The organism is Bacillus sp. BACIII (genome assembly GCF_057836745.1).
In genome coordinates this window covers 3,536,192-3,550,476 of the sequence record NZ_CM174437.1, presented here as the reverse complement: position 1 = coordinate 3,550,476, position 14,285 = coordinate 3,536,192, and the positions used below count along the sequence as shown (strand labels likewise).

Here is a 14,285-nt window from a genome sequence, read left to right as displayed (position 1 = left end):
AAATATATTTATATGATCTAAACAATTAGGAAAAATAATGATAAGGGGTGATGCTTTTTGTATTATGGGGAACTGAAAACATTCATTGCAGTCGTCGAAGAAAAAAACTTTACAAAAGCGGCGCAGAAGCTGATGATTTCTCAGCCGAGCGTCAGCCTTCACATTAAAAATCTGGAGAAAGAATTCCAAACCGCCTTGCTGAACCGCTCCCCGAAGCACTTTACGACTACGCCGACGGGGGACATTCTCTATCAGCGCGCCAAGCAAATGGTCTTCTTGTACGAGCAGGCGAAAACCGAAATTTACGCCCATCATCATTATGTCAAAGGGAAGCTCAAAATCGCTGCGAGCTTTACCATCGGCGAATATATTCTGCCGCCGCTTCTCGCAAAGCTTCATGACGAGTATCCCGAACTGAACCTTGACGTCATGATCGGGAACACGGAGGAGGTCAGCGAAGCAGTCCGGATGCTTCAAGCCGATATCGGATTAATAGAAGGACATACGGGGAAAAACGAGCTCGACATTCAGCCCTTCATGGAGGATGAATTATGCATTGCCGCACCGAACGGACACCCGCTCGCCGGCAGAAAAAACATCCCGGTGACCGACTTGCAAAATCAAGCGTGGGTGACGAGGGAGAAGGGTTCGGGGACGAGGGAATATTTGGACCATGTCCTGCATTCAAACGGACTGCGGCCGAAATCCATGATGTCGATCAGCAGCAACCAGGGCGTCAAGGAAGCTGTGATCAGCGGAATGGGTCTTTCCGTTCTGTCAAAAAGCGTACTGCAAAAGGATCTGCTTCACGGCAGCATTTCCGTGCTTCAGATTAAAGGATTTTCCTTAAAACGGAAACTGTCTATCATTCAATCTTCCATTATGGAGAACACAAAAAACAAAGAAATCTTCATCGCTCTTTTGAAAAGTCAATTTCAATCATCTTAAGCGGAATGATATAATAAATGCATGGAAAGCCTATGACGAAAGGGATTTAATATAGATGGGAAAGCAACCGATTGATTTATTGATGCAGCCGAGCTGGAGAATCATTGACCAATCCAGCCTCGGTCCTTATTTTGATGCGAAGCAGTCATTCGCAATGGATGATACGCTGTGCGCCTCCGTAGGCAAAGGGGAATCGCCTGCGACAGCACGCTCTTGGGTGCACCACCGGACGATCGTGCTCGGCATTCAGGACACACGCCTGCCGTTTTTAGAGGACGGCGTGAAATTGCTGGAGGACGAAGGCTATCGTGTGATTGTCCGCAATTCAGGAGGCCTCGCGGTCGTTCTCGATGAAGGCGTATTGAATATCTCGCTTATTTTTGAAGACGAGAAAAAAGGCATCGACATCGACAGAGGCTACGAGGCGATGACGGAGCTTGTGCGGCGGATGCTGCGTTCGTACAATGCTGAAATTGAAGCATATGAAATTAAAGGATCGTACTGTCCGGGCAGCTATGATCTCAGCATCGGCGGGCGGAAATTCGCGGGAATCTCACAAAGGCGCCTGCGGGGCGGAACCGCAGTTCAGATTTACCTCTGCGCTGATAAAAGCGGAAGCGAACGCGCCGATCTGATCAGACGTTTCTATCAAGCCGCTTTAAAAGACAAAAGCAATGACACAAAAGGCGTGTACCCCGACATCCGGCCTGAAACGATGGCTTCCTTAAGCGAATTGCTGCAAACGGACATTACCGTGCAGGACTTAATGCTGTCGCTTTTAACCGAACTGAAGGAACGCAGCGGCCGCCTGTATGCAGCCGGATTATCGCCGGAAGAAGAAATGGTATTTGAAAAAAATCTGACCCGAATGCTGGAACGGAATGAGAAGGTGTTCGGTACGCAGGAAAGCTTGGACTAGGTCCGGGCTTTTTTATTTTTAGTAATTATATACTAATTAGTTACAGTGAAAAAAGAATCGTTATTCTAAAACTAGTTTACAATTTATCCCTTATTAGATTAATATATTGTTGTAGGTTCCAAATAATTCTATAAACTAGAGGAGATGGAGATATGAATTTTAAAAAAATAAAAGAGGAAAAAAGAATCACGATCCCGACACATTTGTTAGCCGGAGATGCTGAGCAATCAGGCAATAGCTTTGCTTGGAGCGGCTGGGTGCTTGTAGTACCGAGCCAAGAAGACAATCAAAACCCGAATTTGAATTTAAATGATTTAGCCGTTCAGAATTAGATTCACCCGTTTGGAACCTACGCATCTTAGAAAAGGCGGTGAGAGTTTGACACAAGAGTATATAAGAGAAATTAAGCGGGGAGCACTGTCATGGATTGTTGAGAATATCCATTATTTTGATATGAATCATAAAGTAGCGAATGATTTCAGATGGCGGCTTAAAACATTTATAGAGCTTATTTTTCTTACCAATTACCTGATCAGAAATCAGGCAGAGGATAAGGAAGTTGCTGTTTTAACGGAGTTTATTAAAGAAAGGCTCCGTAATGATCAGCTTGAAGAATTTATTCATTTTGATCCGGACGGCCTTGCCGGATTGGCTATTGCAGGTGAATTTCTTGTCTTAACTGATCACCCGACACGGGCTTCAGTGATATGGGAGCTGGAAAAATTCACGGCGTCTCGTTTTGATGAAAGCCTTGCTAAAATTCCCTTTCGAAAAATGGATCTGAAGTACAGTCTGCAAAGAGCAGGCGTAAATTTAGAAATGCCGGATTTTTCTGATTTATACTGCTACACGGCAGCCGGTCAAAATATCCCAAATACATATATGACTGACCATGATGCGTACAGTATAACTCATACGATTTTTTATATAACAGATATGGGATGTTCTTCGCTTACAGATAAAGAGTATCATCTGCCCTCCTTAAAAGAAAAGGTCCTGAAATTTCTCGGGATTTATATATGTCTTGAGAATTTAGATATTACCAGTGAATTATTGATGTGCAGCTCTTTTTTACATATCGACATGGAAAAAGAAAATCATAAACCGCTCTATGAGGCAGCCTGGAATAAAATATTTCAGGGCCGAATGAAAGAAGGGAATATCCCGAGCATCACCTATCAACATAAACCCGGTTTGAAAGGTGAACAGCAAAGAGAAGATGTGTTTAAACACTGCTATCATACAACACTTGTCGCCGCGGGTGCCGCGCATGCCTGTCTTAGAGCAGAAAGGAACGATTAACTTGAATAGATTAGCTGAAGAGACAGATCAATTTTTATTATCTTTTGCTGAACAATCGCTTCCGGATATGAAGAGCATTCAGCTGTTTGCCGGCTTCTGCAAATACTACAGGAAGACGAGCCATTCTTCCGCTCTAAAAGAACATATTGAAAGGATTGCGGCAGCCTTCGTTGATAAGCCATGCTGGGAGGATCTGTTTCACTGTAATACGGCCATAGTCAATGAATTGATTCATATCTATTTAACGGCAAAAACTTATAAAAAGAAGCAGGGATTGCAAGCGGATGATCAGATCATACGTCATGGATTGCAAAACGGATATCTTATAAAAAAAGAATGGCCTTATTTTAAATACGCCGAATTAGTCGGTTTGCTGAACGAACTGGAAATGCCATTTGATCAGGAAAAAGTCCGTTTTTACAAAAATTCGATGTTTCAGCCTTTGCTCCGCGACGCATGGAAACGAACAGCTGAAAACGAGCTGGAGTTTATTGAGTACTGTCTTCTTCATTTGAATAAGGGGGAGCATCAGCTTCATCCCGGCTTGAAGGCTTCTATTCAAAAATGGTTTGTATTTTGTCTCAGCAGCCGAAAAATGAAACAGCTTTGCACTATGTTATTGATCCAATCGTGTATCGATCCTTTTTTTTATGGCTGTCAAGCAGCCCTTCATTACATACATAACGAGAATCCATCCATTCAATATGCTCCGGCTCTTCTGCCGGCGATTGAGATTCTGAATCTGGAGTGTGGAACATGCAGATAGTAAAGGGACATTTTAATATAAAAAAAACAGAAGAATGGCTGCTGGGTTTTTGGAAGAACCTTCAGCTGCAGCCGGAAGAAATGGAAGCTGATGACCTTATGCACCTGTTTTGCGGTTTAGCGGCATGTCATCATTTTGACAGCAGAAAGGATACAGAAGAAGTCATTCGATTCCTAGACCGTTATTTCGGAGAAAAGACACACGAATGCCATCCGGTCCTGTTCGCGTATGCGTATCATGTTTACCGCAGGATGGATGCCGCAAAAAGCATTTTTTTTCATAACGGACTTGAACAAATGGTCCGCGGTTTACAAGAGGAACTGAAATCAGAGCCCGCCTCTATGATCCTCATGGTGTTAGCAGCTTATTTTGGGGCGGTGACCCCGGAAGAGCTGATCGTTTTCTTAGAAACCGCACTGAAACGGGAGGCCGATTTGCTCACGGCACCGGGCGGCATGCAGGAAGAACAGGCGGATGCCCTTTATGCCGTCTCTTATTTGCAAATGAAAGAATTACAGCCTTTTCTCACAAAATGGTACAAAACATCGGACTTTGCTTTCTCAGGTTTAATGTTAGCCGAGTGCAGAAAGTATCACATTGATGCCGTTGCGAAATACACAGCCATTATGAAATTTCTTCGATTCGATGACGCTCTTTTTATACGGGAAGGGCGGGAATTTCTATGCTTTCAGCAGAGGAGCAGCGGGAGCTTCGGTTATTTAAACCCTTTAGCGATGGATCAAGGGAAGGTCAGCGGCAAATTGCTGGACCGTCAATATTTTCTGCCGTCCGCTCATTATGCCGCCGCCTCTCTGTCTATGCTGTAATGTCTCTCCTTTGAAAGACGGAAAAAGAAATCAATAAACAAATAAGAAAGTAGATCGCTATAACCGTCACGGAATAGGGAATGTTTAACGTTGAAATCGCATCACCCGCGCTTTTATTTACATAAGCAACGAGATTTAAATGCGGAAAGAGCGTAAATTTATACCACGTAAATTGAGCAAGCAAATCTGTTCCGCCCAATATACTGCCGGCAAACAGCAGTAAAACGGATAAGCAAAGGGAGAGAGCCTGGCTTTTGAACAATACTGACAAAGTGAACGCGATGGTGACAATGCTTATAATTGAAATGAAACGCAAAAGAAGAATGATCCCGGATGCTTTTAAGGAACTGATGGTATACAGACTGTCATTTAAATGAGTATAGACGAGCGGATATGAAGCATTGGAAAAACCGAATAACACGCCGCCGATCAGCAAACAGCTCACACAGTAAAACAAATAAACCATACCGGTAAACAGAAGGGACGCGAGAAATTTTGATGCTAAGATCCGCCATCTTCTGTTCGGGCTTGTGGCGATAAACTTAATCGTCCCAAGGGCAAACTCTTTAGAAACAACCCCGCTGACGGTTAAAATCGCGGTTAAGCTTACGAAAATCTCAAGCCCGTTTGAAGTAACCGTGCCGAAAAACCTCCAGCCGTTCCATTCATAGGGGTTGATGTTATGCTCCAAATAATAGTCTTTATTCTTAACATCAGCCGAATAATATACACCCGTCGTTTCAGCCGGTTTATCAATTTCTTCCTGTTTTTTTTCGGCGAGAAGCCGTTCTTTCCAGTTGTTATCCGAGGAAGCATCTAACTCATGATTCATAATAAGGCCGGCCAGCAAAACGATGAGAAACAGGAAAAAAAGAGATAAAAGCGTGCCTTTTTTTCGGGTTATTTTTATGAATTCGTTCTGCGCCAGATGAAATATGCTCATACCGCGTCCTCCTGATCTGTAATCATCATGTATTTTTCTTCCAATGACAAAGTTCTTGCAGCAACGCGGGAAATCAGAATCTCTTTCTCTGCCAAAGATTTAATGACGTACGGGATGGTATCTTCTTCCGCTTCCAATTCAATGATGCGGCTGTCTTTTTGCTGTACTTGAAGAATACCTTCCTGTTCCAAAATTTCTTTCGCCCTTTCAGGATGATTGACCGTGATGGTAAACAGCTTTTTCTGGGCAGGGTCATTTCTTTTCTTCATTTCTTCAATTCCTAAAATCAGGCCCTTTTTGATATAGGCAACCCTGTCGCAAATTTCCTCCATTTCAGATAATAAATGGCTTGATAATAAAACAGAAACCCCTTGCTTCGCTAAATCAGAAAGAATGGTGCGCAATTCTTTCATTCCTTTAGGATCAAGGCCGTTCATCGGTTCATCCAGAATTAATAACCCGGGATTGTGAAGAAGAGAATAAGCGAGCCCCAAGCGCTGTTTCATACCTAATGAGAAATGTTTCACTTTTTTACGGGCAGCCTGCTCTAATCCGACTTTTGCAAGGATATTCATGAGGTCATCCGTTTTCAGCGAGGTGCTCCGCAGTCTGGTGAAATATTTCAGGTTTTGCAAAGCGGTCATATTCGGATACATGTCCGGGCCTTCGATGATAACCCCGATATGTTTCATAAAATATTCAAAGTCGCTGTCCGGTCTGCCCCTGAACGAAATGGTTCCTTCCGTTTTTTTAATAAGCTGTACGATCATTCTGAAAATAGTGGTTTTTCCCGAGCCGTTCGGTCCGAGAAGGCCGAAAATCTCACCTTTTCTCACATCGAAAGAAATTGACTGTACAATCGGAGTATGATTGATGGTTTTAGACACATTTTTCAATATCAGGGCCGGTTCAGTCATAATATTTGCACACCTTCCTTATGAATTAGGATAAAAGCCGTCAAAACCGAAGAACATGCTTCCGATCAGACCGGCGGCGATTAAAATGAGAGCAATGCTATACCACATTTTCCGATTCAATGGTTTCCCTCCTTACAACGCTGACATTCCATTTGAAATAGCGCAAAAAGATGCGGAATATCAGTTTCGAAAGATCAAATCCGGCCATAAACACTGCCATACCGGCTCCGAGGACAATACATCCGTTAAAGATGGCTGTTACAATCGGCACTTTTACGAGGAGAAAGAATGATCCGGTCATCAGCATAAGGCCGATCGCCATCAAACTTAACACCGTAACAGAGGCAAAAAGAAACGGTGTCAGCATAAACATGAAGTTGAACATGCCCATACCCAGCAGCAGGCCGAATGCCTTGAAAAAGGAGCGCCATGTCTTCTGCTCCTGGGCATTATTGATGAAAATATCCGCTTTTAGAGTGCGCGCAAGTGTTTTTGGATTACCTAAATTGCCGGCGATTTGTTCATCGCTTTTACCTTCAGCCCCGCCCATGTCAAATATTTCGCTGATATCCGCGAGTATCTCTTTTTGCTCAAATTCCGGCAGATCTTTGATTTCCCGCCGGAGATGTTTTAAATATTGGTCTTTACACATTCATTTTCCCTCCTTAATGATGCTGTTCACTTTTTCGGACAGGTCAAGCCATTCCGATTTTAATGTGTGATGATAAAAGGCGCCTTCTTCTGTTACTTTGTAATATTTGCGTGACGGGCCTTGATCTGAAGCCGCAGTATACGTTTTTAAATAGTTATTTTTTGTGAGTCTTCGTAATATGGGGTAGATGGTGCCCTCCGATACAGGGAACGTTTCACTTATGATCTTGATTAATTCATAACCATATAAATCCTCATAAAGAAGCAGGGATAACACACAAAGTTCCAACGCTCCTTTTCGTAATTGGCTACTCATTTACTATCATTCCCATCATATCTAATAATTGTATTCTCTATACAGTGTATTGCACAGTAGTTAATCAAGCAATAATTCCCAAGAACCATTTGGGGTGAGGAATTGAATCTTTATGCTTATGTGCGGGCGGGAACCGAGATATGCAGACCTTGCGGGAAGAAGACCTCATGAACAATGTTTACATTAATATAGATCAGGCTGTACGTCATTGACAAATGGTAAAAACCCCTTTTTCCATGACAAGGAAAGGGGGTTTTTCCGTTATTCGGCCATTTTTTCTAAATTGCCGTTCCGGTCCATTTTGAAGGACGGGGAGGCGTGTTCGTCTTCTTCAAATAAAACTAGTTTTCTGGCTCTGTTCATAATTTTAACCAAGGTTTCGTAGTCTTCCTGGATGGTTTTTTGGTCTTTTTCAAGCTTTTCGACAGCCGCTTCCAGCTGCTCGGTTTTAGACTGCAATTCTTGGTTTTCCCGTTTTAAACGGTCATTTTCCATTTGCAGGGCCGAAGTTTGCTTTCCGCTGCCTTCATAGCTCTGCAGAAATTGAATGACGTCTGCCATTGTGAGCTCCGCCTTTTGGCTCGGCTGCTGAGGCGCCAGCAAATGTGATAAACTAGCTAACTCTTCCTTGAAGCTTTCATCGACATAAGGCATATGTTCGCCGGACATGACAGCTTGCCGGTCTTCTTTAGGCGCTTCTGCTTGAACCGTCTCTTCGGCTGCGGTTTCCTGCATGATATCCGCTTCCGGAGCAGGCGGCTGATATAATAGTTTCTTCTTGGCCGGCTGTCCGTTTCCGAGCGCGCGCATCCGCTGTTTCCGCTGTTTTTTGGCGAGCTGAAGCGCTTTTTCGTATTGATGGCGGACGACGGCATTCCATCTGAATCCGCACGCTGCCGACGTTCTGTTTAATTTATCGCCTACCTCTTCAAAGGCGTTCAGCTGCGTGCTTCCTTCCCGAACGTGACGGAGCACGGTTTCCGCAAGCAGCAGGTCGTTTTCCTCTGACCAGGCGTCCTGTCTTTGTTTTGTCAATGTTCTCAACCCCCAATATCTTTGATGGTATTAGAATGTCCAGATTGGAAAATATTTATACAAATTGGCTGAAAGAATGAGAGATACGCAGGGCCTTGCAGGATAAGATGAATCCTTGTACAATGAGATGTGATGTGATTTTTTTCGTTTTTAAAATTAAGATTTAACATAGAGGAACATTGAATGAAGGGAAGCGTACATCATGGCTAATGAATTCCGAGTGTGTGATGATTGCCAAGCCACCAATATTAAGACATTGCTGCCGCGTTTAAAAGAAGCTGACCCGGATGCAAAAGTGGAGGTCGGCTGTCAGTCATATTGCGGACCCGGACGCAAAAAATCGTTTGCTTTCGTAAACAACCGCCCGCTGTCGGCGCCGACTGAGGACGAGCTGATTGAGAAAGTGAAAAAGAAGATCAAAAAGTAAATGTGTGTTTCGACAGCCTCGCCCGATGGGTCAGGCTTTTTTGCTTCAAAAAATTCAGTTTCGGAAAAAGTGGAACAAAACGCCGGACAAATTCAAGGATGTTTTCAAAAGACTGAGCCGATATAATAGAATCACGGCTAAAAAAAAGAGGGAATGACGATGGCGTATCCAAATGGAAAATTATCAGAAGAAAAAGTGTTTAAAGATCCCGTTCACCGCTATGTTCATGTGCGGGACAAGCTGATCTGGGATTTGATCGGCACCCGTGAATTTCAGCGGCTGCGCCGGATCAAACAGCTCGGTACGACGTATTTGACGTTTCACGGCGCGGAACACAGCCGTTTTAACCATTCTCTCGGCGTCTATGAGATTGTCAGAAGAATGGTTGACGATGTTTTTAAAGGGCGCCCTGAATGGGATGACAATGAACGCGAACTCTGTCTCAGCGCAGCGCTTTTGCACGATTTGGGACATGGGCCGTTTTCGCATTCCTTTGAAAAGGTTTTTCATCTGGATCATGAAGACTATACGAGGGAAATTATTCTCGGCGATACCGAGGTGAATCAGGTTCTCAGAAAGGCGGGTCCCGGATTTCCGCAGGATGTTGCAGAAGTCATTGCTAAAACATACAGAAACAAACAGGTGGTCAGCCTGATTTCGAGCCAGATTGACGCCGACCGGATGGATTATCTTCAGCGGGACGCGTACTATACGGGCGTCAGCTACGGACATTTTGATATGGAACGGATTTTAAGGGTGATGCGTCCGCGTGAGGACCAGATCGTCATTAAGCAAAGCGGCATGCACGCCGTCGAAGACTATATTATGAGCCGCTATCAAATGTATTGGCAGGTGTATTTTCATCCCGTGACGAGAAGCGCTGAAGTCATTTTGACGAAAATCCTCCACCGTGCGAAGCAGCTCCATGAAGAAGGGTATATCTTCACGCATGCTCCCGTTCATTTTTATTCCATCTTTGAAGGGAAGCTGACGCTTGACGATTATCTGAAGCTTGATGAAGCCATCATTTTATATTATTTCCAGGCTTGGGAGGATGAAGAGGATCAGATTCTGTCCGACTTGTGCCGCCGCTTTATTAACCGCCAGCTGTTTCAGTATGCCGAATTCAACCCGAATGAGGAAATGTCGGCTTATTTTGAACTGACCGCTCTGTTTAAAGAGGCGGGAATTGATCCCAATTATTATTTGGTGGTCGATTCTTCATCGGATCTGCCGTATGATTTTTACCGGCCGGGTGAAGAGGAGGAGCGTCTGCCGATTCATCTGTTAACGCAGAACGGCCAGATCAAAGAGCTGTCCAGGCAGTCCGCTATTGTCGAATCCATTTCGGGAAAACTGCGGACGGATCATAAGCTGTACTATCCGATGGACCTCATTTTTGACGATTCAGAAAACCCTGAAGCGAAATTAAAAATCCGGCAGCTGCTGGGACTGACATAAAAGGATTTTGGTAAAGAAGGAAAAGGAGATGTCGGGAATTTGTTGAAAGAACATGCAAAACTGATGAAGGTGTTCTCGGATTCTGGAGAAATCATCGGGCGGAAAAAGCTGCAGAAAATCATTTATATCGCGAAGAAAATGCAGTATCCTTTCTACGAAAAATATGATTTTCATTTTTACGGCCCGTATTCCGAAGAACTGACGCTTCGAATTGAAGAGCTGTGCAATCTTGGGTTTCTGGATGAGGTGAAGGAAAAAAAGGGCGGCTACTTTCAATACCGGTATTCGCTGACGGAGACGGGCGCTGAGTTTTTACATCACGCGGAGCTGACGATGCCGGATATGAAGAAGTACATCGACAGCGTCAACAGCCGTTCATCCCGGTTTCTGGAGCTGGTGTCTACGATTTTGTATTTTGACGGCCTTGAAGCTGAGGAGAAGAAAGAGAAAGTGTTTACGATCAAGAGCAAGCAGAAATATACAGATGAAGAATATGATGAGGCGCTTCACTACATAGAAGAGCTGAAACACATTTGTTAAAGGCGATGGCTTTCGTCTTTTTTTATGTAAAAACCAGGCCGCAACATGCGGGCCTGGTTTTGTTTATTGTCTCAATTTGCTGTGCTTGTACGAATATAAAAAGTAAACGATCACGCCGATGATCAGCCAGGCGGCAAAATAAAGCCACGTTTTCAGCGGCAGATTGACCATTAAAAACAAACAGCAGATAATGGCCAAAATCGGCAGTACGGGTACGAAAGGCACTTTAAATCCCCGTGGAAGATCTTTATGGGTGCGGCGCAGAATCAGCACGGACAGACTGACCATGGCGAATGTCAGCAATGCGCCGATGTTTGAGAGATCCGACAGTTCTTTCAGATCAACAAAACCCGCGATGCTTGCGCTGATCAGTCCGATCAGCCACGTATTAAAGATCGGCGCTCCCGATTTCTTTCCGACAATGGTAAAGACTTTCGGCAGCATTCCGTCTCTTGCCATCGCAAAAGATATACGGGTCGCCGCATAGGTATGGGCGAGAACGACGGCCATCAGCCCGATCACCGCTCCGGCAGCGATCACACCCGCCACCGCGTTTTGTCCGACAGTCTGCAATACATAAGACATGGCTTCCGGCACATTAAGCTGTGTATACGGAACCATCCCCGTCATGACGAGACAGACAATGACGTATACTAATGTACAGATCACCAGTGAACCGATAATGCCGATCGGCAGGTTGCGCTGCGGTTTTTTGACTTCTTCAGCCGAAGCGGAAATCGCGTCAAACCCGAGAAACGCAAAAAAGACGGCAGAAGCCCCTGTGATGACGCCTTTCATTCCAAAAGGCATAAAAGGATGCCAATTGCCCGGCTTTACAAAAAAGCTTCCTGTGATGATAAACAGCAAAACAATTCCGATTTTTACGAGAACCATTATATTATTAAATGTTTTGCTCTCTTTGGAGCCGCGTGACAGAACGACCGCAATTAATAGAGTAATGATGATGGCAGGAAGGTTGACGATGCCTCCCTGGCTCGGCACGTGCAGCAGACTGTCCGGCAAAGGCATGCCGATTTCGGCTAACAGATTATTGAAATAGCTTGACCAGCCGCTTGCGACCGCGGATGCCGTCACCATATAAACGGATAAGAGCGTCCAGCCCATTAAATGGCCGATAATTTCTCCCATCGTCGTGTAAGAGTAAATATAAGCACTTCCGTAAACCGGGAGAACAGAAGCGATTTCGGCGTAACATAATGCTGCAAGGCTGCAGACAACGGCTGCAATGATAAAAGAAAAGATAACGGAAGGCCCGGCGTTTTTCGCGGCCGTAATGCCTGTAAGGACCATGACACCCGTCCCGATGACGGCGCCGATGCCCAGTAATGTTAAATCAAATCCACCCATCGTTTTGGCAGTCTGCCTGTTTCTGCTTTGTTCAAGCAGCTGGGTGATGTCTTTTTTTTGTAGGATATTCCGCAACACGCATCCCTCCATCCGAAAGCAAAAACCAAGAGGAGCTCTTTGGCTTTTACCCGTGTCACATCTTCTGTGTAATCAACAATCCTGTGTTCTGTTTCCCTGTCTGTTTCGTTTCTTTTCCAATCATATTGTCTGCCGCATCCGATCAGATCAGCCGCCTTTATGATTTTACCTGAATCGTGTCTATAAAACCAGCATTGCATAAAAGGATATGGTAAAAAAGAGGGAGACAAAAGTCTGTACAAGGCAGGATAAAAGTTGCGGGCATTCCGGCCGGAACTTTGACTTTCTCCGTAAGGTATCAGTAAAATGTAATAAAAAACAAACAAATGATGATGGATGCATCTTGAAATGGGGAGTTTCTGCATGAAGCACGATAACTTGCAAGCAAATGTACTGGATTACGCTCTTACAAAGTATTTAAAGAGCACGAAAAAGCTTGATGAGGCGACAATTCCGAAGAGTATCAACAATATCAGAGGATTTATTCTGAGGATTATTTACCGGCACGGCACGTGTACGATTAAAGATATATTGCAGGAGGTTACATTATCACCTTCCGCCACGACAACCGCTCTCAATCATTTAGAAAAAGAAGGGTTCGTGGAAAGGTCGAGAAACAACGAAGACCGCCGCACGGTATGGATGACGCTTTCCGAATCGGGGAAAATGGCGGCCATGCAAATGATTGAAAACCGGCAGCTGCTGATTGACGAACTGTTCGAAGCATTGACAGAGGAAGAAAAGAAAATCTTTTTCGGCCTGGTTGAAAAGGTTGTGAAATAAGCCGGCCTGCGTACAGCATTGCCGGCCTTTATCAAGGATTACTCCGTATCGCTGATCCGTTTGCCGGCGACGGCGTAATGATCCTTCCTCATTTCTTCAATCATGACAATGATCTTTTCTTCGGCTGCGCCTGTCGTTTCTTTGACGGCTTCTGTTACTTTTTCAACCAGATTCCGTTTTTGTTCATCTGTGCGGCCTTCAAGCATTTTAACGGTTACGAGCGGCATGGTGCTGATCCTCCTTTATCGTTTCCTCTCTTTGGAAGAGAGATCACTTATAGTATACTGAATGAAGGACAATCTTGCATTTTTAAAAAAAGGGGATTTTTACATTTGGACAGATTTTTATATTATCCGCTGGAGCTTATGCCCTATGTCGTAATTACGCTGATCGTGGCATTTACGATGCATGAACTGGCGCACGCGTATGTCGCGTATCGGTTCGGTGATGATACAGCGGCCAGACAGGGAAGATTAACGCTCAATCCGATTAAACATCTTGATGTTTTCGGAACCATTCTTATTTTGGTCGCGGGTTTCGGCTGGGCCCGTCCGGTGCCGGTGAACCGCCGCGCCTTTAAAAGACCGCGGCTGGCCGGGGTGCTGGTTTCCGTCGCCGGGCCTGTAAGCAACCTGCTTCTTGCCTTTATCGGTTTCTTTTTGCTAGTGTTGATGCATGCTTACGGAATGGAGCTGCTTTCGGCATTCAGCATGGGGCTTGACCGCTTTTTCTCTATTTGGATTCAGCTGAATCTCGCGCTTTGTTTATTCAACCTGCTGCCGCTTCCTCCGCTTGACGGCTACCGGATGATTGAGGATCTCGTGCCGCCGCGGGTGCGCGCGAAAATGACTCAATTTGAGAGCTACGGGATCATCGTGTTTCTCGTGCTGTTTGTGACACCGGTCGGCTCCTATGTCGTGTGGCCGCTGTTAAGCGAGGGAAGAGACTGGATTCTCAAGGTTTTTGCCATTATATTTCAACCGCTTTTGTAGGAGGGTATTTTC

Annotated in this window: 18 protein-coding genes; 11 read left to right on the top strand and 7 right to left on the bottom strand. The window is 44.7% G+C overall.

From position 1 onward, the window contains the following. Positions 1-57: 57 nt before the first annotated feature. The 6 genes from cysL (at position 58) to ACXN9U_RS17485 (ending at position 4,762) form a co-directional block, all read left to right on the top strand. Positions 58-948 (top strand): cysJI operon transcriptional regulator CysL, encoded by an 891-nt coding sequence (gene cysL, locus ACXN9U_RS17510; RefSeq protein WP_060964007.1) that lies wholly within the window; start codon positions 58-60, stop codon positions 946-948. A 55-nt stretch (positions 949-1,003) separates the two neighbouring features. Then, complete coding sequence (gene lipL / locus ACXN9U_RS17505; protein ID WP_045926605.1) at positions 1,004-1,867, top strand: octanoyl-[GcvH]:protein N-octanoyltransferase; 864 nt, start codon at positions 1,004-1,006, stop codon at positions 1,865-1,867. Positions 1,868-2,019: 152 nt separating this feature from the next. Beyond that, positions 2,020-2,199, top strand: a complete 180-nt coding sequence (locus ACXN9U_RS17500) for a hypothetical protein (protein ID WP_060964008.1) — start codon at positions 2,020-2,022, stop codon at positions 2,197-2,199. Positions 2,200-2,245: 46 nt separating this feature from the next. Then, on the top strand, positions 2,246-3,169 hold the full coding sequence (locus tag ACXN9U_RS17495; RefSeq protein ID WP_060964009.1) for a DUF6895 family protein: 924 nt from the start codon (positions 2,246-2,248) through the stop codon (positions 3,167-3,169). Continuing rightward, positions 3,138-3,935 carry a hypothetical protein gene (locus ACXN9U_RS17490; RefSeq protein ID WP_489201970.1) on the top strand — a complete coding sequence of 266 codons (798 nt, stop codon included), beginning with the start codon at positions 3,138-3,140 and terminating at the stop codon, positions 3,933-3,935. Before ACXN9U_RS17495 ends, ACXN9U_RS17490 begins: the two co-directional genes overlap by 32 nt. Continuing rightward, complete coding sequence (locus tag ACXN9U_RS17485) at positions 3,926-4,762, top strand: hypothetical protein (protein WP_489201969.1); 837 nt, start codon at positions 3,926-3,928, stop codon at positions 4,760-4,762. Before ACXN9U_RS17490 ends, ACXN9U_RS17485 begins: the two co-directional genes overlap by 10 nt. Here ACXN9U_RS17485 and ACXN9U_RS17480 read toward each other — a convergent pair. The 5 genes from ACXN9U_RS17480 to ACXN9U_RS17460 all read right to left on the bottom strand — a co-directional run bounded on the left by ACXN9U_RS17480 (position 4,752) and on the right by ACXN9U_RS17460 (position 8,624). Continuing rightward, on the bottom strand, positions 4,752-5,705 hold the full coding sequence (locus tag ACXN9U_RS17480) for a DUF2705 family protein (RefSeq protein ID WP_489201968.1): 954 nt from the start codon (positions 5,703-5,705) through the stop codon (positions 4,752-4,754). The two genes, ACXN9U_RS17485 and ACXN9U_RS17480, sit on opposite strands and share 11 nt — an antisense overlap. Continuing rightward, on the bottom strand, positions 5,702-6,622 hold the full coding sequence (locus tag ACXN9U_RS17475) for an ATP-binding cassette domain-containing protein (RefSeq protein ID WP_489201967.1): 921 nt from the start codon (positions 6,620-6,622) through the stop codon (positions 5,702-5,704). The genes ACXN9U_RS17480 and ACXN9U_RS17475 overlap by 4 nt, the downstream gene beginning before the upstream one ends. A gap of 97 nt (positions 6,623-6,719) precedes the next feature. Continuing rightward, positions 6,720-7,274 (bottom strand): HAAS signaling domain-containing protein, encoded by a 555-nt coding sequence (locus tag ACXN9U_RS17470; RefSeq protein WP_438420854.1) that lies wholly within the window; start codon positions 7,272-7,274, stop codon positions 6,720-6,722. Beyond that, positions 7,275-7,589 carry a PadR family transcriptional regulator gene (locus tag ACXN9U_RS17465; protein ID WP_012118696.1) on the bottom strand — a complete coding sequence of 105 codons (315 nt, stop codon included), beginning with the start codon at positions 7,587-7,589 and terminating at the stop codon, positions 7,275-7,277. A 261-nt stretch (positions 7,590-7,850) separates the two neighbouring features. After that, the gene (locus ACXN9U_RS17460; protein ID WP_060964015.1) at positions 7,851-8,624 is read right to left on the bottom strand and encodes an RsfA family transcriptional regulator; all 774 of its coding nucleotides are present in this window, start codon (positions 8,622-8,624) and stop codon (positions 7,851-7,853) included. Positions 8,625-8,826: 202 nt separating this feature from the next. On the opposite strand from ACXN9U_RS17460, the gene ACXN9U_RS17455 reads away from it, so the two are divergent. The 3 genes from ACXN9U_RS17455 to ACXN9U_RS17445 all read left to right on the top strand — a co-directional run bounded on the left by ACXN9U_RS17455 (position 8,827) and on the right by ACXN9U_RS17445 (position 11,052). Further along, positions 8,827-9,051 (top strand): YuzB family protein, encoded by a 225-nt coding sequence (locus ACXN9U_RS17455; protein ID WP_003151034.1) that lies wholly within the window; start codon positions 8,827-8,829, stop codon positions 9,049-9,051. A 159-nt stretch (positions 9,052-9,210) separates the two neighbouring features. Further along, on the top strand, positions 9,211-10,512 hold the full coding sequence (locus tag ACXN9U_RS17450; protein WP_060964016.1) for an HD domain-containing protein: 1,302 nt from the start codon (positions 9,211-9,213) through the stop codon (positions 10,510-10,512). A 39-nt stretch (positions 10,513-10,551) separates the two neighbouring features. After that, positions 10,552-11,052, top strand: coding sequence for a YwgA family protein (locus tag ACXN9U_RS17445; RefSeq protein ID WP_007407653.1), 501 nt, complete (start codon positions 10,552-10,554; stop codon positions 11,050-11,052). 63 nt (positions 11,053-11,115) lie between these two features. Here ACXN9U_RS17445 and ACXN9U_RS17440 read toward each other — a convergent pair whose 3' ends face one another. Next, complete coding sequence (locus tag ACXN9U_RS17440) at positions 11,116-12,495, bottom strand: amino acid permease (RefSeq protein WP_060964017.1); 1,380 nt, start codon at positions 12,493-12,495, stop codon at positions 11,116-11,118. Between the two features lie 366 nt (positions 12,496-12,861). Here ACXN9U_RS17440 and ACXN9U_RS17435 point away from each other — a divergent pair, with 366 nt between their 5' ends. Then, positions 12,862-13,281, top strand: a complete 420-nt coding sequence (locus ACXN9U_RS17435; protein WP_060964018.1) for a MarR family transcriptional regulator — start codon at positions 12,862-12,864, stop codon at positions 13,279-13,281. A gap of 38 nt (positions 13,282-13,319) precedes the next feature. Here ACXN9U_RS17435 and thmT read toward each other — a convergent pair whose 3' ends face one another. After that, positions 13,320-13,508 carry a 2-hydroxymuconate tautomerase gene (gene thmT / locus ACXN9U_RS17430; protein WP_003151042.1) on the bottom strand — a complete coding sequence of 63 codons (189 nt, stop codon included), beginning with the start codon at positions 13,506-13,508 and terminating at the stop codon, positions 13,320-13,322. 105 nt (positions 13,509-13,613) lie between these two features. Here thmT and ACXN9U_RS17425 point away from each other — a divergent pair, with 105 nt between their 5' ends. Continuing rightward, positions 13,614-14,273: a site-2 protease family protein gene (locus ACXN9U_RS17425; RefSeq protein ID WP_060964019.1), complete on the top strand. Its 660-nt coding sequence runs from the start codon at positions 13,614-13,616 to the stop codon at positions 14,271-14,273. Positions 14,274-14,285 lie beyond the last annotated feature (12 nt).

What these genes read in the sequence shown, in the direction of transcription:
- thmT (WP_003151042.1), bottom strand. Translation starts at nt 13,508, where the DNA reads ATGCCGCTCGTAACCGTTAAAATGCTTGAAGGCCGCACAGATGAACAA.
- ACXN9U_RS17485 (WP_489201969.1), top strand. Translation starts at nt 3,926, where the DNA reads ATGCAGATAGTAAAGGGACATTTTAATATAAAAAAAACAGAAGAATGG.
- ACXN9U_RS17465 (WP_012118696.1), bottom strand. Translation starts at nt 7,589, where the DNA reads ATGAGTAGCCAATTACGAAAAGGAGCGTTGGAACTTTGTGTGTTATCC.
- ACXN9U_RS17435 (WP_060964018.1), top strand. Translation starts at nt 12,862, where the DNA reads ATGAAGCACGATAACTTGCAAGCAAATGTACTGGATTACGCTCTTACA.
- ACXN9U_RS17490 (WP_489201970.1), top strand. Translation starts at nt 3,138, where the DNA reads ATGCCTGTCTTAGAGCAGAAAGGAACGATTAACTTGAATAGATTAGCT.
- lipL (WP_045926605.1), top strand. Translation starts at nt 1,004, where the DNA reads ATGGGAAAGCAACCGATTGATTTATTGATGCAGCCGAGCTGGAGAATC.
- ACXN9U_RS17455 (WP_003151034.1), top strand. Translation starts at nt 8,827, where the DNA reads ATGGCTAATGAATTCCGAGTGTGTGATGATTGCCAAGCCACCAATATT.
- ACXN9U_RS17450 (WP_060964016.1), top strand. Translation starts at nt 9,211, where the DNA reads ATGGCGTATCCAAATGGAAAATTATCAGAAGAAAAAGTGTTTAAAGAT.
- ACXN9U_RS17500 (WP_060964008.1), top strand. Translation starts at nt 2,020, where the DNA reads ATGAATTTTAAAAAAATAAAAGAGGAAAAAAGAATCACGATCCCGACA.
- ACXN9U_RS17480 (WP_489201968.1), bottom strand. Translation starts at nt 5,705, where the DNA reads ATGAGCATATTTCATCTGGCGCAGAACGAATTCATAAAAATAACCCGA.
- ACXN9U_RS17475 (WP_489201967.1), bottom strand. Translation starts at nt 6,622, where the DNA reads ATGACTGAACCGGCCCTGATATTGAAAAATGTGTCTAAAACCATCAAT.
- ACXN9U_RS17470 (WP_438420854.1), bottom strand. Translation starts at nt 7,274, where the DNA reads ATGTGTAAAGACCAATATTTAAAACATCTCCGGCGGGAAATCAAAGAT.